The sequence below is a fragment of the Bordetella tumulicola genome (assembly GCF_965138755.1).
In the GTDB taxonomy this organism is placed as follows: Bacteria; Pseudomonadota; Gammaproteobacteria; order Burkholderiales; family Burkholderiaceae_B; genus Bordetella_A; species Bordetella_A tumulicola.
This window is the reverse complement of record NZ_CBCSFP010000003.1, coordinates 39,884-57,411: the sequence shown is the minus strand read 5'-3', so window position 1 is coordinate 57,411 and position 17,528 is coordinate 39,884. Positions and strand designations below refer to the sequence as shown.

Annotated in this window: 16 protein-coding genes; 13 read left to right on the top strand and 3 right to left on the bottom strand. The window is 56.7% G+C overall.

Annotated elements, in window-relative coordinates:
• Positions 1-7: 7 nt before the first annotated feature.
• The 4 genes from ACNAZS_RS10520 (at position 8) to ACNAZS_RS10505 (ending at position 4,593) form a co-directional block, all read left to right on the top strand.
• Positions 8-2,635: a DUF2169 domain-containing protein gene (locus tag ACNAZS_RS10520; RefSeq protein ID WP_415789011.1), complete on the top strand. Its 2,628-nt coding sequence runs from the start codon at positions 8-10 to the stop codon at positions 2,633-2,635.
• 10 nt (positions 2,636-2,645) lie between these two features.
• Positions 2,646-3,689, top strand: coding sequence for a pentapeptide repeat-containing protein (locus ACNAZS_RS10515; protein WP_415789009.1), 1,044 nt, complete (start codon positions 2,646-2,648; stop codon positions 3,687-3,689).
• Between the two features lie 68 nt (positions 3,690-3,757).
• Positions 3,758-4,072, top strand: coding sequence for a PAAR-like domain-containing protein (locus ACNAZS_RS10510; protein ID WP_415789007.1), 315 nt, complete (start codon positions 3,758-3,760; stop codon positions 4,070-4,072).
• Entirely contained in the window at positions 4,072-4,593 is a 522-nt protein-coding gene (locus ACNAZS_RS10505) for a hypothetical protein (RefSeq protein WP_415789005.1), read from the top strand. The genes ACNAZS_RS10510 and ACNAZS_RS10505 overlap by 1 nt, the downstream gene beginning before the upstream one ends.
• Before the next feature lie 83 nt (positions 4,594-4,676).
• Here ACNAZS_RS10505 and ACNAZS_RS10500 read toward each other — a convergent pair whose 3' ends face one another.
• Positions 4,677-5,525, bottom strand: coding sequence for an HAD-IIA family hydrolase (locus ACNAZS_RS10500; RefSeq protein ID WP_415789003.1), 849 nt, complete (start codon positions 5,523-5,525; stop codon positions 4,677-4,679).
• A gap of 269 nt (positions 5,526-5,794) precedes the next feature.
• Here ACNAZS_RS10500 and ACNAZS_RS10495 point away from each other — a divergent pair, with 269 nt between their 5' ends.
• Positions 5,795-5,950 carry a hypothetical protein gene (locus ACNAZS_RS10495; RefSeq protein WP_415789001.1) on the top strand — a complete coding sequence of 52 codons (156 nt, stop codon included), beginning with the start codon at positions 5,795-5,797 and terminating at the stop codon, positions 5,948-5,950.
• A 37-nt stretch (positions 5,951-5,987) separates the two neighbouring features.
• Entirely contained in the window at positions 5,988-8,231 is a 2,244-nt protein-coding gene (locus tag ACNAZS_RS10490) for a phosphocholine-specific phospholipase C (protein ID WP_415788999.1), read from the top strand.
• Positions 8,232-8,342: 111 nt separating this feature from the next.
• Here ACNAZS_RS10490 and ACNAZS_RS10485 read toward each other — a convergent pair whose 3' ends face one another.
• On the bottom strand, positions 8,343-9,011 hold the full coding sequence (locus tag ACNAZS_RS10485) for a GntR family transcriptional regulator (protein ID WP_415788997.1): 669 nt from the start codon (positions 9,009-9,011) through the stop codon (positions 8,343-8,345).
• A 156-nt stretch (positions 9,012-9,167) separates the two neighbouring features.
• Between ACNAZS_RS10485 and ACNAZS_RS10480 the strand changes: the two genes are divergently transcribed.
• Genes ACNAZS_RS10480 through ACNAZS_RS10460 form a run of 5 tightly spaced genes read left to right on the top strand, consistent with a single transcriptional unit; the run spans position 9,168 to position 14,589 of the window.
• The gene (locus ACNAZS_RS10480; protein ID WP_415788995.1) at positions 9,168-9,950 is read left to right on the top strand and encodes an SDR family oxidoreductase; all 783 of its coding nucleotides are present in this window, start codon (positions 9,168-9,170) and stop codon (positions 9,948-9,950) included.
• A 30-nt stretch (positions 9,951-9,980) separates the two neighbouring features.
• Entirely contained in the window at positions 9,981-11,114 is a 1,134-nt protein-coding gene (locus ACNAZS_RS10475) for a pyridoxal phosphate-dependent aminotransferase (protein ID WP_415788993.1), read from the top strand.
• 11 nt (positions 11,115-11,125) lie between these two features.
• Positions 11,126-12,007, top strand: a complete 882-nt coding sequence (locus ACNAZS_RS10470; RefSeq protein WP_415788991.1) for an alpha/beta fold hydrolase — start codon at positions 11,126-11,128, stop codon at positions 12,005-12,007.
• Positions 12,004-13,248 (top strand): hydantoinase/carbamoylase family amidase, encoded by a 1,245-nt coding sequence (locus ACNAZS_RS10465; protein WP_415788989.1) that lies wholly within the window; start codon positions 12,004-12,006, stop codon positions 13,246-13,248. Before ACNAZS_RS10470 ends, ACNAZS_RS10465 begins: the two co-directional genes overlap by 4 nt.
• Before the next feature lie 27 nt (positions 13,249-13,275).
• Entirely contained in the window at positions 13,276-14,589 is a 1,314-nt protein-coding gene (locus ACNAZS_RS10460; protein WP_415788987.1) for an MFS transporter, read from the top strand.
• A gap of 133 nt (positions 14,590-14,722) precedes the next feature.
• Here ACNAZS_RS10460 and ACNAZS_RS10455 read toward each other — a convergent pair whose 3' ends face one another.
• Positions 14,723-15,088: a DUF2784 domain-containing protein gene (locus tag ACNAZS_RS10455; protein WP_415788985.1), complete on the bottom strand. Its 366-nt coding sequence runs from the start codon at positions 15,086-15,088 to the stop codon at positions 14,723-14,725.
• A 96-nt stretch (positions 15,089-15,184) separates the two neighbouring features.
• Here ACNAZS_RS10455 and ACNAZS_RS10450 point away from each other — a divergent pair, with 96 nt between their 5' ends.
• Positions 15,185-16,126 (top strand): LysR family transcriptional regulator, encoded by a 942-nt coding sequence (locus ACNAZS_RS10450; RefSeq protein WP_415788983.1) that lies wholly within the window; start codon positions 15,185-15,187, stop codon positions 16,124-16,126.
• 171 nt (positions 16,127-16,297) lie between these two features.
• Complete coding sequence (locus ACNAZS_RS10445; protein ID WP_415788981.1) at positions 16,298-17,506, top strand: CaiB/BaiF CoA transferase family protein; 1,209 nt, start codon at positions 16,298-16,300, stop codon at positions 17,504-17,506.
• Positions 17,507-17,528 lie beyond the last annotated feature (22 nt).

The following is a 17,528-nucleotide window of genomic DNA, read 5'->3' as shown; positions in this document are numbered from 1 at the left end:
AGCAGCGATGAAGACAGTCAAACCGCTGCGCCTGATGGCGTTGCCCAGGCCTTATCGGTGGCGCAATGAGATCCATCTGGCGGTGACAGTGGCCGCCTTGGTTGAGCAAAAAGAAGGCCATCCCCGATTGATGCCCGAGCTTACGCTCGTGCAGGAGATACTTCCCGAGCTCGATGCTGACGAAATACTGGATTTCGTCATGCCCAAACCGCATCCGGAGTACATGGTGAGCGGCTATGCATACACGCATCAGCAGGAAGAAAAGAAGTCCTGCATGGTGAGCGTGCGCGTCGACGACAAACGCAAAGATGGGTTGGTTCTCGGTAATAGGTATTGGACCGGAAACACCATGTCCGAGCCGATGCCATTTGAATGCATGCCGTTGACCTGGAGCAATTCCTTCGGTGGGCCCAGCAATCCGGACAATCCGCTAGGAACCGGTCTGGAAGAGATCGAAGTCGAACCCGGGTTGCGTGCGGTACGTCTACCCAATCTGGAGTCACCGACAGAACGCATCCATGACCGTGGGCAACAGGTACGGCCATTGAACTTCGGGCAGATACGGATCGACTGGCCACATCGTGCGGAGAAAATGGGGACCTACGATCAAAAGTGGATAGAAGAGGTAGGCACCGGTTTTTTTGATGATATGCAACCCTCCTTGTTCAATGCTGCTCCGCCCGACCAGGTATGGAACGATCGCGATGCGTTGCGCATGGATGAGTCGTTCGAGATATGGAACATGCATCCCGAACTCGAGTGTTGGTCGGGCGTGCTGCCGCCGCTAAAGGCGCGTGTTTTCATCGAGCGCCGTAGCCATCAGGGCATGTTGGACGAAATCTCTATGCGTCCGACTACCGTATGGTTCCTCCCTCATCGCTGCAGCTATGTGCTGCTGTTTCATGGATCTATACCGATCGAGGAGGATGACGCTTACGATGTGACCGCCTTGATGGCAGGCCTGGAACGCATCGGAGAGCCCCGCGACCAAGCGCATTACCTGAAAACCTTTCAGACCCGCTGCGACCATGAAACGGCGGCGCTCGTGGCATTGCGGGACGAGGACTTGCTGCCCGTCGATTTGCTGGGTCCGTGGTTTGAAACGCAGCCTCTCGACGATCATGCCATGCTGGCGAAGATTCGACAGTACATGGAGGGCGGCCCCGATGGCGCGACTGGCAGCTTCGTCGGACCTATAAAGCCGATGTATTTGTCCGACTTGCCCGCCATGGTTGAGCGTAATAATCACGAGCTGGAAGAACTGCTGGCCGAACATGAACGCGAGCGCCAGGACGTACTGGCAGGAAAGCCGCCCGCGGGTGTTCCCGAGGAGTCGGAGTTCGAGCGCTCCCTCAGACGCAGTGTGTACGAGCGGGCGGACATGAGCAGTTCGTCCGGCCGCCCGCATATTGCACGCAGCGGCCCGCCGAATGCTCTGTTGACAGGCCTTGACATGAAGTCGGTGGACACGCGTCGGACGTTGCGCGGCATCGCCGCAGGTTCGCCTGAGGCTGGGCAATCCACGCTGGGCGAAGTTTATGATTTTGCACGTCAATCGCTCAACAAGATGTACCTATATTCGGTTCAGTTTCAGGACGGTGTGGCTCGAGTGGATGAGCATCGCGCCGTCGTCTTGCGACGACGCATCCTGGCGCGCTATGAGAAAGGCCGTAATCTATCCGGCATGAATCTCACCGGGGCCGATTTGTCCGGGATGGATTTGCAGGGCGCTGATTTTTCCGAATGCTGGCTGGAAGGAGCGGATCTATCGGGTTGCAACTTGGCGGGAGCAATTTTCAGGGAAACGGTGCTTGCGCGGGCGAATTTTCAGGGCGCCTGCCTGGACCGCACAAGAATGGAGCAGGCGAATATCAGCGAGGCGCGTTTCGACGGCAACAGTCTGGCTGGCGCCTATATTGGCAACATCATTGCCCGTACGCCTGTGGTGTTCCGTGATTGCCGATTTGCCGAGGCGACGCTGGAGGATTTCAATGCGGAGGATATGGCGTTCGACTCCTGCGTACTAACGGAGACGAACGTACGCCACCTTCAGATGACGCGCATGACACTGCGCAACTGTCGTTTCGAGACGTGTACGCTGGAGAAAATGGATCTCGATGCAGGACTCTTCGAAGATGTGACCATGATCGACTGCACGCTGACCAGTTGTGATTTTGATCAGACTCAGTTGGTGCATTGGGAAATGCAGAAGTGCCGGGTAACCAAACTGACGCTCGACGAAGGCATGGTCCTGGCTCAGCCGGTGTTTTCGGACTGTCATTTTGTCCAAAGCCTGTTTCGGGAGGTGCGGTTCGAGCACGCTAATTTCGTCGACACGATACTCGAACAGTGCGATTTCTCTCTGGCGATCCTGGAAGCCTGCCGCCTGCATCGGGTGCAGACTCCTTTGTCGTCCTTTGTGCGAACCAATTTTGACCAGGCTAATCTGTCGGGCAGCAACCTGATGAATGGCAGCTTCCAGAAAGCCAGGTTTATTGGCACCAATTTGTCGCGGTGTAATCTCTTTAGGGCGGACATGTCTGAAACGCTGCTGGATGCATCCACCATCATCGATCAGGCCTATATCGAACGTACACGTACTGTGCCAAAACGGCGCAATCTACCGTTGAGTTGAGGAGGCATCGATGAATAAAGCGGACATACTGGCCAAAACAGCCTCGCTCGACACGTTGATCGGGGTGAACGTTGCGGGTGAGTCATTCGGTGACGAGTACCTGGAGGGTATGCTTTTCCGGGGTGCCGATTTTTCCGACGTACGTTTCGCCGGCACTCACTTAAAAGACAGCTTTTTTTCTCATTGTCGTTTTCCGCGCGCCCGCTTCTCAGGTGCCGATTTGTCAGGCTGCCGATTCGATCAGTGCGAACTAGAGGGCGCCGTATTCATGGACGCCAAACTCAGCGACCTCAAGCTGCTTAATTGCATGATGCGTGGCTCGACATTTGGCAATTGTTCTGCTGACGATCTGGCACTGGTCGACTGCGACGCACGAGATTCCAAATGGCAGGGGCAAGTGCTGACCGCTGCCGACTTCATGGAGACTCAACTCGAGGGTGCGGATTTTAGCGATGCGGATTTATCCAAGGCTTCTTTTTTTCAACTCGATATGCATGGTTTGAATCTCAAGGGGACCATTCTCCGCGAGGTGATGTTTTCGGGTTGCAAGCTGTCGGGTTATGACTTTTCCGGGCAGGATATCTCGGGCGCGCAGTTCAATGAGGCGGTTCTGGAAGAGGTCGATTTTTCGGAGTGCGACATGGCTATGTGCAATTTCACGGACGCCAAGCTACAAAAATGCCGCTTCGATTATGCGAAGGCCGTCAGTAATTTGTTTATTAATACGGAAATAAATGACACCAGCTTCACGGGGGCTGTGTTCAGTCAGTCTCTGTGGAATGGGGCGCGGGTGCAGGACACCAACTACTCGGATACACGGCTCGATATGAGCAGTTTCGGAAAAGCGGTGATAGAGCGTTGTAATTTCGCGCGTGCCGATCTGCGCTATTCCGATCTATCCTATGCAGTGTTGCACCGTTGTGATTTTGCAGATGTAAAGTTGGAAAAAACACGCTTTCACCGAGCGGTATGCGACGATGAGTCGATCAAACGACGCTTGGGAGCTGTAGAACGCGACGACGAGTTGTTCGAAGCGGAAATCTGGAGTGCCTGACAAGGAGAGCCACTATGCCATTCTGGGGATGTATGGGCAGCGGGCGCAGCATCGGACTAGGACCCTATATGACTGGGGTTTCGAAGAACGACATGCTGAGCTGCATGAAGCTACCAACCACTAACGTGTTTATTCAAAACAAGCCGGCGCATAATCTGTATTCGATTGCGCCCCTGACTATAGACATGCCATCAGGCGTTCTTGGCGTGGCCTCCGGTACGCTGTTCATGCTGGGTACGACCATTGCTTTGTTCTCTTTTACGGTGGTGGCGTCGGGGGGAATGGTCATTCGCTGGCTGTGCCTGGCATTACAAAATCTATGGAATACCCTGGGCATGTATCTGAAAATGGACCAGAAAAAAGTCTTGGTCCTGGCGGCTTGATGCCACGCAGCCGCGTAGCATCGAAGATGCGCGCCTACCTGTTTACAACACTGGGGGCGCCTATTTTCATGCTGCTAGGGACAGCCGCATTCATTGGCTGCCTGATTTGCCTTGCCATGGGAATATGGGAAGAAGATGTAATACGTGCCATGCTGTACATAAATGGGGCGATTACCGTGTTCATGGTGGGCTGCGGATTGATCGTCTACCGGAGTGCCGTGCTCACCGATATTGCTCAGGATCTGCATGACAATGGCGCTCAAGGCACCGCTACGATTCTCGAGGCGGAATATAACGGTAGGCTTGAGGTGGAGCGCCACAAGCAATGGTATGAGCTCAAGCTGGCGGTGCGGCCGGACGACGTTGGGTTGCCGCCATTCACGGTCGATATCGAGCAGATGTTCCATAAGGAAGCCGTGCCCATGCTAACGGTCGGAAGTAACGTTCCCGTGCGGTTTTCACCCGACAGCGAGATATTCGCGTTGGTGATGATCGAGAGGTCTTACGCTCGATTGAAATAGACGTTCTTTCAGACATCACGCCGTTACGGCGTGAGTCGGCTCAACGATTACTTCCCCTTCCGAGGGTTCCGTTTGGCCAAGCGTTACTGACCCTCGTCGCCCTCTGCAATGCCCTCAGGTAGCGCATGCCGACGTACGCACTCGATCTCAAGCAGCCGCGCCACGTCCGGCGCATCCGCATGCGGTGCACTGCCGACCAGCAGATAGCCCATTCCCATGCGTGTCGCGCCTAGCGCGTCGGTACGCACGTTGTCGCCGATGACTGTGACATCCTCCGCCGACAGCTTCAGCCGGTGCAATCCCTCTTTGAACAACATGGCTGACGGCTTGCCGAGTATGTGCGGGTGGACGGCGGGTACGCAGGCCAGTACCGCTCGTAGCAACGCGCCGGTCTCCGGCACCACTGACCCTTTGGGGCCGGGGTGGGTGAGGTCCCCATTGCTGACCATCAGCGTTGCGCCCCGCATCAGTTCACGGGTCACGGCCTGCAGCCTGGCATAGTTGAAGCCGACGTCGCGCGCCAGCAGCACGACGTCCGCGTCTCGGGACACCAGCACTAGGCCAAGGCCTGCCGCGCATGCCTGCAGATGCTCGGAGCCGCACAACATCAGCTTGCAGTGCGGATAGCTGCGCGCGATATGGTGCACGGCTTGTTCTCCGGCCAGAACCACGGAGCCAGCCTCGACCGGCAAACCCAAACCCTGCAGTTGCGGCGCCAGACTGGCCGCCGTGTCCGTGGAATTGTTGGAGACGATGACATAGCGGTCAGACCAGCAGGCCAGCAGTTCCCGAGCGCCGGGGATCACTTCGTGTCCCCGGATCAGCGTGCCGTCCAGATCCAGGATCAGGCCGCGCGAGCGCCGTGTCCAAGGCGACTCGGCTAATGGGGAGACCGACGGGGCTAACAGAGATGCGCTGGCAATGCAGGTCATGGATCGGCGGTGGGGCGCGCGGGCGCGGATTGACGTTGAGGGGAGCGCCGCGGCTGAATCCAGCCAGCGGCCGGGTGAAATTCTATATGAATAAAATTCAAAAATGTATTTTTTTGAATTGAGTGTTTTTCATTTGCCTGTCATGTACGACGCCTAATCTGCGTTCCGGACCTGATCTGAACTTGTGCCGCATTCTCGATCAGTAATGCGGCGTCCTTATGGCTTTGCTGCTATCCAGACCCGGCAACGTTCCCTAACCAGGAGTATTCATGACCTCGTACTTTGCACCGGGCCGCGCCCTCGTTGCGGCCATCGCTCTGAGCTTGACCCTTGCCGCTTGTGGCAGCGGTAACGACGACGACGATGACACGCCATCGCCGCCTAACCCCGAGCAGCCCGAGCCCCAGTTGCGCTGTGCGCCTTAAACGCCCGTCCCGTCCAACCTAACGCAAGAGTCGCTCCATGACCAAGATCTCCAATTCGCATTTACCTGATTTGCCAGGACGTCGGCAGTTTTTTCGCGCATCGGCCAAGACGGCCGGCGCGCTGTCGGCTTTGGCTTTGCTGCCAGCTTCCATTCAGCGCGCGCTCGCAATTCCCGCCGCCGTCGATACCGGCACCATTAAAGACATCAAGCACGTCGTGATCCTGATGCAGGAGAACCGTTCGTTCGATCACTACTTCGGTACGATGCGTGGCGTACGGGGCTTCGGTGATCGTTTCCCGATCCCGCTGACCAACGGCAAGTCGGTATTTTTCCAGCCAAACCCGAGTGGCGGCGAGGAAATCCTGCCTTTTCACCGCGACTCGCGGACCAGCAACGCGTTGATCGGATCCGGTACGCCCCATAATTTCCCCGACCAGCAAGCGGCGTGGAACCAAGGAAAGATGGATACCTGGATTCAGTTCAAGAACCAGGCGACGATGGGCTACTTCACGCGCCAGGACATTCCGTTCCAGTTCGCGCTGGCCGATGCTTTCACGATCTGTGACGGCTATCACTGTTCTATTCTCACCGGCACCGATCCGAACCGCATTATCTTCTGGTCAGGTTCCAACGCCAATCCGGAACTGCTCAAGCGGGGTATCAACTGCACCGATACTGACTCCGAGCCCGTCAACTCGCGCTGTTGGCCGAACCCGTCGAACTGGGCAGCGGGTCGGGCGCAGCAGCCCGATGGCTCGGGGCAAATCGATCCCGAGACAGGCGCCTACAACTACAAGTACACAAATAGCGCCTTCAAATGGGACACGTTGCCGGACGTGCTAGAGCGCGCGGGCGTGAGCTGGCATATCTACCAGAACATGAACAACAACTGGACGGGCGCCATGCATGGTTGCCTGGCCTTCGAGAGTTTCCGCACCGCTCAGCCGGGTTCACCAATCTATGAGCATGGGTTGACGGGCGGTCCCGAGAAGGACGACGGTGCCGTCAATTTCCTCGCGCAACTCAAGAAGGACGTAATGAATGGCACCCTGCCGGAGGTCTCTTGGGTGCTGCCCACGCAGGATCTGGCCGAGCATCCGGGCAGCCGTGAGGGCGTGGCCGGGGCAGCCGATTTTGTCGCGGACGTGTTGGATGCGCTGACGTCCAATCCCGAAGTCTGGAGCAAAACCGCTGTTTTTGTGACTTTCGACGAGAACGATGGCTTCTTCGACCATCTGCCGATGCCGGCGGTGCCGTCCTATGATGCCAACGGCGCTTTGATGGGCAAGTCCACCGTGCCATTGGATGGCGAATATTTCGATGCCTCCGTGGGCAATTATCTGTCGGCCGATGATCCCACCAGCGGAACAATTCGTCCGTGGGGCCTGAGTTCACGCGTACCGATGTATGTGTTGTCTCCGTGGAGCAAGGGCGGTTGGGTTAATTCGGAAGTGTTCGATCACACCTCGGTGGGCCGGTTCCTGGAAACGCGCTTTGACATCACAGTGGACGCCATCAGCCCATGGCATCGTGCGGTCTGCGGCGATCTCACTTCGTGCTTCGATTTCGTCAGTCCGAATGATCCGGTTGTGCCCAAATTGCCCGACACGAGCAACTTTGTCGCGATCAATGAGGCGCAGAGATTGTTGCCCACGACGGCGGTAACCCAGGCGCCCGCGACGCCGCAGCCGCTGTACCAGGAGACTGGCACGCGTCTGTCGCGAGCACTGCCCTATGAGCTGCACACCAGCGCCAGGATTGGGCAGGACGGTGCCGTGGAGCTGCTGTTCAGTAACACGGGCAGTGTTGGGGCAGTGTTCCATGTTTACGACAAGCGCAACCTGGATCTGATTCCCCGCCGCTACACCGTCGAAGCGGGCAAGACGCTATCCGACACGTGGAACGGTGGCGATTACGATCTGTGGGTCTACAGCACCAACGGGTTCGTTCGGACGTTCTCTGGCAATACGCAACGGGGCGTGGCTCTGGAAGTCCAGGTTTGCTATGAGCTCGCCGGCAACGCGGTGTACGTGAAGGTGAGCAATCATGGCACGGCTGTGGTGCAGGCCTCGCTGCAGGCCAATGCTTACCGCACGGATGGGCCATGGACCTTGGCGGTTGAGGCGGACACGGTGGCAGAACACCATTGGTCCATCGAGGACAGCGGCAATTGGTATGACTTCAGCGTTGTTGCCGAGGGCTTCGAGCGCCGCTTCGCTGGACGGATGGAGAACGGCAGCCACGGCGTCAGCGATCCCGCTATGGCGCAGCATCTCTGATGATTGAGGCATGAACGGCTGGGCGCGCATTACGGTGCGCGCCCAGCCGTTTGGAACAACACCCGATCAATGTGCTGATGAAGCACACAGGCAATGCTGGCTGCCTCCTACTCAAGCACCCTGGGCGTTTTCCGGAAACAACGCAATAAAGTCCAGCAGTTTCTCCCCTAGCAAATTCACATGGTCCGCCATTTCGCGATCAGCCAGATCTTCGTCACCTTTGATGATGGCATTTAACACGGCAGCGTGCTCCGTCAACGAATCGACTCGCCGCCGCCGCCGATGCGTGACCAGCTTTCGATAGGGCGCGACCCGGTTTCTCAAGCCACGCGTCTGCTCTGCCAAAAATTCATTCTGACTGGCTTCGTAGATCGCTTCGTGAAATTCCCGGTTGATTTCATAGAACAGATCCACGTCTTCGCTGTCGGCGACAGCCTCTAGCCGTTCGTGCGCTGCTTGTATACATGCAATCTGCTCGGCCGTCGCCCGTCTGGCGGCTAGCCGCGCGCACATTCCTTCCAGCTCGGCCATTACCTGGAACATCTCGATCAGTTTGCGCGCCGACAGCGCCGACACCTCTGCCGGCTGTCGTGCGCGTACTGTGATCAACGACGCTGCCGCCAATTGTCGCAACGCCTCGCGTACCGGTGTGCGAGAGCAACGAAAACGCGCGGCCAACTCTTCTTCTTCGAGGCGAGTTCCCGGGGAAAGGACGCCCGAGAGGATCTCCTGCTCTAGGGTTTGTTGGATTGACGCGGCAAAGGTGACGGCTTCTGTCAAAAAGGGGACTCCCAGTTTCAGTTTGACGTGATTGTAACGTGATCGTCTCTTCTTAAAGCCTGTTAAGTATTAACCCTGGCTTTTTATGTATACAAGAAATGCCTATTATGTATACACAAAGAAGATTCAGGTGCTTATAAAAGGGAACTGGAAAATATGGATTTGCAGTTGAAAGGGAAGAAAATTCTCATCACGGGCGCGTCGCAGGGCATAGGAGAAGGGCTGGCGTACGCTTTTGCCGAGGAGGGGTGCGATGTGCATCTGACGGCGCGTTCGGCTGACAAACTGGCAGAGCTGCGTCGCGAGATCCAGGAACGCAGTCAGGTCGCCGTGACCGTCTCCGCCATAGACATGACCCTGCCAGATGCCTGTGAACAGATCGTGGACGATGCAGGCGATATCGATGTGTTGGTGAACAACGCTGGGGTGATCCCCAGCGGCACGCTGTTCGACCTCGACGGTAAAAAATGGCGCGATGGCTGGGCTTTAAAGGGCTTTGGGTACGCGGACATGATGCGCTTGGTGTACCCACGCATGAAGCAGCGAGGCGGTGGCGTCATTCTCAACAACATCGGCAATGGGGGTGAAGTCTGCGATCCCAACTACATCGAGGGCGCTGCCGGCAATGCGTCGTTGATGGCGATGACCCGCGCGTTGGGGGGCTCTAGTCTGGATGACAACATTCGCGTCGTGGGTGTGAACCCAGGCCCCGTCGATACGAGCCGTATCTACAACATGCTCAAAAAATTCGCGGAGAACCGGCTTGGCGACGCGGATCGCTATGAGGAGTTGCTCGAACGATATCCGCTAGGGCGTCCGGCCAAAGTTCACGAGATCACCGATTTGTTCTTGTTCCTCGCCTCATTTCGCTCTGGCTACACGTCGGGCACCGTGTTCACGGTTGACGGGGGTATTGCTTCGCGCCGTGCCGTCGTGTGACGACGGTTTATTCGCTATCTATAAATTGCCATGAAAAACTTTCAAATCCGTAATCAATATTTTGATCAGCTTTGCAATACGCCGGGCTTGATGTGGCTGGGGCAAAACACCAACCACTATCCTCCACATGACTCTGTCCGAGAAGCGGTAATCCAAGCCCTCGATAGTGGCGAATATCATGCGTATGCGCCGCCAGCCGGCTTTGAAGAGTTGCGTGAACTGATCCGCGTGGACATGGGGACCCCCGACGCCGCTGTGCTGGTGACGGATGGCGCGGTCGAGGCGCTCTATAACGTCTGCAGCAATGTGTGCGCGCCCGGGACGGATTTCGTGACTACTGATCCCAGCTGGGCATGGCCGATTCATTTCGCCAAGAAGGCCGGTGCGAATGTGATCGAACTGCCGATTTACAACGCGCAACAGCATTACAAGTTAACAATAGAGCAACTGCGCGCCGCCGTTACGGAAAATACCCGCGTCATTTACCTCGTTGACCCCAACAATCCTCTGGGCACTTGCCATACGGAGGACGAGATCAAGGCATTTGCCGAAATCGCCAAGTCGGTCGGCGCGTATTTGATTCACGATGCGACCTACAGCAGTTTTGCCGAGCACTTTACCCCGGCGTTCCGGTTCTATCCGGAAAAGGCTATCCAGATCTATAGCTTCTCTAAATGGTTGGGCCTGGCCGGTATGCGACTGGGGGCTGTGTTGGCGCACGAGGACTTGGTCGAGAGGTTTGCGTCTGCCCCCCCGAACAACTTGGGTAGCAATGTTCTCTCTCAGAGAGCCGCCATTGCGGGGCTCAAGAGCAAGGCCCAGTGGTTTCCGGAGATCTGGCGACGTCAGCGTCGCAACCAAGAGGTCGTTGCCAAGGCGGCATTGGGTATCCCGGGTTTTTCGGTGCCCGTTTATCCGTCCCAGGCAAACCTGCTGATTATCGAAACGGTCGGCGCCGGCATCAAGCCCGAAGCGTTGGTCGCCGCCTATCAGACCAAGGGCATCATGATCCGACAAGGCTCGTATCACACCAAGCGTTTTGGTCATCGCTTTGTCAAGGTCAGCATCACGGTGCCAGAAGCCTGGGCCGATCGTTTTAGTGAGCTGCTGCCCGACATGGTAGAGCTGGCTCGTACGATCGACGTCCCCGAAAACCTATTCTGACTGGAGCACATATGCCGATCATCAAGACTACCGATGATGTTCAACTGGTTTACGAAGAAGCCGGGGAGGGCGAGCCCATTGTCTTTGTGCACGAATTCGGTGGCGATATGCGTAGCTGGGAACCTCAGATGCGCTATTTTTCGCGGCGTCACCGGTGCATCGCGTTCAATGCTCGTGGCTATCCGCCTTCGGATGTTCCTGAAAATGTGGAGCAATATTCACAGCGTCAGGCGGCACTCGATATCGTCAGCGTGTTGGATGCGTTGAATATCCAGAAGGCGCACATTGTCGGACTTTCTATGGGGGGCTTCGCGACCGTTCATTTTGGGCTGATCGCGCCGGAGCGTGCCTTGTCGCTCGTCGTCGCCGGCGCGGGCTACGGTGCGGAAAAGGAGCACGAAGAATACTTTCAAAACGTATCGTTGGAGGTTGCCGCCCAGTTCGAGAAGCAAGGATCGAACGAGTTTTCGAAAACCTATGCTTTGGCGGCGTCACGTATCGCCTTTTTGCTTAAAGACCCGCGAGGCTGGAAAGAGTTCGCCGAGCATTTGTCGCAGCATAGCGCGAAGGGAGCGGCGATGACGATGCGCGGAGTTCAGGCGCGTCGACCTTCTTTATATGATCTCGAGGATCAACTGAAGGCCATGTTCGTACCCACGTTGATCGTGGTGGGTGATGAGGACGATCATTGTCTGCAGCCAGGGATTTTTCTCAAGCAGACCATTCCCGCATCAGGATTGGCAGTGTTGCCCAAGTCTGGCCATACGCTGAACCTCGAGGAGCCTGCGTTGTTCAATCAGTTGGTCGCAGATTTTCTCGCGACGGTGTCGCAGGGCCGGTGGCTGCCGCGCGATCCGCGTGCCATGCCGTCGCAAATTATGAAGACATCATGAGCAACCTGACTTCTGCGCGAGTATCTCAGCAACGTCTGTGGGATCGCCACGAGTCACTCGCACGCATTGGTGCAACCCCAGGTGGTGGCGTCAATCGACAAGCCTTGTCAAAAGAGGACATTGCCGCCTGCCGTCAATTGATTGATTGGGGAAACACTATCGGGTTGCAGGCATCTCGTGATGAGGCCGGAAACATTTTCCTGCGCCTGGAGGGCACAGACTCTCTGGCCGCGCCCGTTATCTCGGGCTCGCATCTGGATAGCCAGCCGACAGGTGGCAAGTACGATGGCGCATACGGGGTGTTAGCAGCGCTGGAGGCATGCCAGGCTATTGTCGAATCGGGGGTTCGTCCGGTCCGGCCTATTGAGGTCGTTGCCTGGATGAACGAAGAAGGCTCGCGTTTTGCACCCGGCATGATGGGCGCATCCGTGTTCGGGGGGGCGCGCAGTCTGGATCAAATCACGTCGATCCGAGATCCGCAGGGCATCTCGGTAGGCGATGCCCTGCGCGATGCACAACAAGCGATGGCAGATATCCCACAGCGAGACCTGGGCCGGCCGACCTTCGCCTACGTTGAGGCGCATATCGAACAAGGACCGCTGCTCGAGCGCGAGCACAAGGCGATAGGTGTGGTAAGCGGTATTCAGGGAAAACGCACTTTTATGGTCAACATAGAGGGCGAGGCATCGCATGCGGGAACGTCGTTGCGCAGCGAGCGCCGCGATGCCTTGCTTGCCGCGATGCGTATTATTCAGGCGCTGACCATACACATCCATGACGAACACGATGTCGTGAAATTCACCATCGGCCGTTTTGATGTGACACCCAATGCACCATCGGTTGTGCCAAGTCGCGTGCGCTTTTCTATCGACCTGCGTCATCCTGACTCCAATGTGCTGGCATCGTTGGGCGATGCCATCGCAGGCATTTGTGAAACGCATGCAGCACCTTGTCACGTTCAGGTCGATGAACTCTCTAGCGCCATGTCGTTGGAGTTTCCGCAGGACATGAGGCAACGCATCCGTGACGCTGCCGATCTGTTGGACATTACTCGGATGGAAATCCTGTCAGCCGCCGGGCACGACGCGCGATATCTCCATCCGATTTGTCCGTCTGCAATGCTTTTTATTCCTTGTCATGAGGGGATTACTCACAACGAGTCTGAATCGATTACAGCGGCCGATGCGGCCGCTGGAGCACGCGTATTGACCGAGGTCATTATGAGTTTGGCTGGTTCATAGTTCACACGAATAAAGCAAGGGGAAACCATGAATAATGCTGTACTGTCATCACCTGTCGCGTTACCTGTAGATGAGGAAAAACGCCTGTATCGAAAGATTACTTGGCGCCTGATTCCTTTTTTGATGTTCTGCTACGTGGCGGCGTATATCGATAGGGTAAACGTTGGCTTTGCCAAGCTGCAGATGCTCGATGAGCTGAACTTCAGCGAAACGGTATATGGGTTGGGTGCGGGGATATTTTTTATTGGCTATTTCCTGTTAGAAGTGCCTAGCAACCTGATTCTGCGCAAGGTCGGTGCACGAGTCTGGATTGCCCGGATCATGCTGACGTGGGGAGTAATCTCTGCCTCCTTTGTCTGGGTTACGACACCGACGCAATACTATGTTTTACGTTTCTTGTTGGGCGCGGCCGAAGCCGGGTTCTACCCCGGCGTGATTTATTACCTGATGTCCTGGTATCCGTCCAACCGACGATCGCAAATCATCGCGTTGTTTATGGTGGCGATCCCTGTCGCGGGTATGCTGGGCGGCCCGATTTCTGGGTGGATCATGTCGGCGTTTCATCATACTCATGGCTATTCTGGTTGGCAGTGGATGTTTTTTCTCGAGGCGCTTCCTTCCATTGTGCTGGGGATCGCGACGTTGTTCGTCTTGGACAGCTCTCCGGATAAAGCCAAGTGGTTGACGGACTCTGAAAAAGCCCACATCGCAAAGCAGTTGGAGGTGCCACCGAACCTCCATGCCCAAGTGCTGTCGTCCGTCGGACATATGTTTAGAGATCCTCGCATGCTGCTGCTGTCGTTGATCTATTTTTGCGTCATTATGGGTCAATACGGGTTGACGTTCTGGATGCCCACCTTGATTAAAGCCTCGGGCGTTACCGGTGTGTTGAATATCGGTTTGTTGTCGGCGGTGCCATATATCGTGGCGATCGTTGCCATGTTGAGTTTTGGGCGTAGCTCGGATCGTACGGGTGAGCGTCGATGGCACGTGATCATCCCCATGCTCATGGGGGCGGCGGGATATCTCGTCGTAGCGATGGCTGGGCATAATGTGCCCTTGGCGTTGCTGGGCCTGTCGCTTGCCGCTGCGGGCGTCATTACGCCGGGACCGCTATTCTGGGCCATGCCATCCGCCTTCCTGGTGGGTAGCGCCGCCGCCGCAGGCGTCGCAGCGATCAACGCGTTCGCCGGGCTTGCCGGGTTTGTCAGTCCGTACTTTATTGGATGGCTACGCGACTTGACGCAAAGCTCGACCATCGCGATGTACGTATCCGCGGTCGTACTCGTTGCCGGCGCCTTGCTGGTCTTGACGATTCCAGCCAAACTCGTCAATCGATGAAGGTTTCGTCTCTAAAGGCCGTATAAAACGCCGGCACTGCGTCACGCAGTGCCGGCGTTTTTTCGCATGGTGATCCGGATCTTATAGACCCGTCTGTTTGCGGCATCCTCATGACGGGACTCGTTCGCTACTTTTATCTCTTTGGCCGTCGCGCATAGATCCAACTATAGATGCCCGCATTGACGATAAGCAGCCCTGCCGCCAGCCCGATCTGAATTTCTCGCGTCAAGCCCGATGGATAAATCAGTCGAAAGACATAATGCTCTATAAAGCCGCCGGCGTAGCCTTCTTGTCCGGCAAACTGGCGCAACATGTTTTCCAGTGGCGTGAGCGGGCAGATCCATCCCATGCTTATGATGAGCACACCCCATGCCAAAGCCGCCAAGTGCCAAGGCATCAGGGCGCGTTTGTACAATACGAGCACGCCGCCGATGGTGACAAAAATCACGAAAGCGGCATGAATCAGCAGAACCACATCGGCTAAGGCACGATAGATCACGGTTGATGGCTTCGGATAATCCGGACGGCCCAGCCTTTGGCTTGACGAGCGTTATAGGCCGCAATGTAAGAAGGTCTTGATCATGAAATGTATCGCATGGCTATACCCATCGCAATGAAACCCGTTACGCCGATCCCTTCGCTTTCGCGTGATCTCGACCCCATTTCGCTCCGTCTTTTCGTCGCTGCCTTGGAAGAAGGTAGCCTTGCCCGCGCCGCAGCCCGGGAAAACATCGTCCCGTCGGCCGTCAGCAAGCGGATGTCGGAGCTTGAAGAAACACTCGGCGTGCTTCTGCTCGAGCGTGGCGTCAAAGGTGTCCAGGCCACCGTCGCGGGCGCCGCACTTGCCATTCATGCGCGCTTGCTTTTGCAAGGCATGGATCGTATGCGTCAGGAAATGGCCGGCTTTGCCACAGGCATACGCGGACATATTCACCTTGCCGCCAGCGTCGCCGCGTTATCGGGTGAGCTTCCCGCGTACATTCAAGCCTTTCGCCGCGCTCATCCACAAATCGATCTTTCCCTGCTCGAATACACGACTCAGGAAGCATTCCGCGCCGTACTCGAGGGCTGGGCGGATATTGCGGTCGGCTCGGACTTTGGCCATGACGGCTTGCAAGTATTCCCGTGGGGCCATTGCGAATTAGTCGCGGTCGTGCCCAGCCAGCATTTACTCGCCGACTACGACATACTGGACTATGCCCAGCTGTTGCCATTCGAGCAGATTGAGTTGAACCGCGAAAACGGTATTAGTGGCGTGCTGGAAAAAACGGCGAGAGAGGCCGGGGTAACGCGGCGTATTAGTGCGCGGGTCAGTGCTCACGAGACGATTTGTATGTTGGTCGCGCGTGGGTTAGGCGTGGCGGTCGTTCCTCGTTATCTTCAGGCGCGTCATAGTCATCTGGATATTCGTTTTATTCCTTTGTCAGGTCCCTGGTCCAGTACGCCCATATGCATTGCGGTCAAGGATCTGGATGCGCTGTCACCTCCCGTACAGACATTGTTGAGCCATTTGGGGATTCCCACCCCGGCTGCGTGATGTTCCGCGATTAGGGTTAGTACGAACATTCCGAAACGAGAATGCCTCGTTCTAAAAGAGTGCTACCCACATTACGCTAGGGCCCGCGATCATTGCACGATTATTCGTTGATGGGGCCTCATGGTCCTGAGAGCCGCCACATAGTCGTATTGCAAGCACGGGGAAGCATTGATGACAGCAGCACCAGATTCGCTCTTCATGGACCATGCCGAATTGCCATTGCGTGGCGTTAAGGTTCTGGAACTCTCTCATATGATCATGGGCCCGGCGGCGGGCTTGTCGTTGGCCGATCTGGGGGCCGAGGTGATCAAGGTGGAGCCGATCGATGGTGATCGCACGCGTCGCCTGAAAGGATCCGGTATCGGATATTTCCCAGTATTTAATCGCAATAAGAAAAGCCTTTCGATCGATCTGAAAAAACCGGAAGGCCAAGCGGTCGTGCGCCAATTGGCGCTGCAGACCGATATGTTGGTGGAAAACTTCCGCGATGGTGGCCTGAAACAGTATGGCCTGGATTACGAGTCGCTGTCCGCCGAGAATCCCGGACTGATCTATGTGTCCCTGAAAGGTTTTTTGTCGGGGCCTTATAAGCAGCGCACCGCGTTGGATGAGGTGGTGCAGATGATGGGGGGCTTGGCGTATATCAACGGCGGGGCAGATTCGCCTCAGCGCGTGGCGCCGTCCGTTAACGATATCCTGGGCGGCACCTTTGGCGTCGTGGGTGCGTTGGCCGCACTGCATGATCGTCATAAAACCGGGCGCGGAAAACATGTGCGCGCGGGCTTGTTCGAGAACAATTTACTGCTCGTGGCGCAGTTTATCGCCCAGTATCAGTTGACGGGCCAGGCGCCTGAGCCGTTCGGTGCAAAGCGTGCGCCTCCCTGGGGCGTGTACGACATTTTCGATACGGCGGACGGACGCGTGTTTGTGGCGGTGGTCAGTGATGCGCAGTGGCGCACATTTGCGCAGAAGTTCCTGCCTCCCGAGTGGGCTGCGGATTCGCGCCTGGCGACGGCCGTGGACCGCGAGGCGGCACGGGCCTGGTTGGTGCCCGGTGTCGGCGAGATTCTGAAAAAGTGGAAGACCGACGAACTATGCGCGGCATTAGAAGCTGCGAATCTTTCGTTTGGACCCATCCGCCAGCCGCATGATCTGTTGGACGATGCGCATTTGAATGTCGGTGGCGCGCTGCTTAAAACGCGATTGCCGGATGGCGGAGAGGTCTCCACCGCGGCGCTACCTATTGAGTTCGACGGGCTCAAGGTAGGCAAGCGTACCGATCCTCCCGCACAGGGCGGCGATACGTTGGCGATTTTGCACGGGCTAGGTTTGGACGCGGCGCGTATCGAGGCTTTACGTGCCGCGGGAGTCATTGCGTGAGGGTGCGTTAAGACTCATGCGC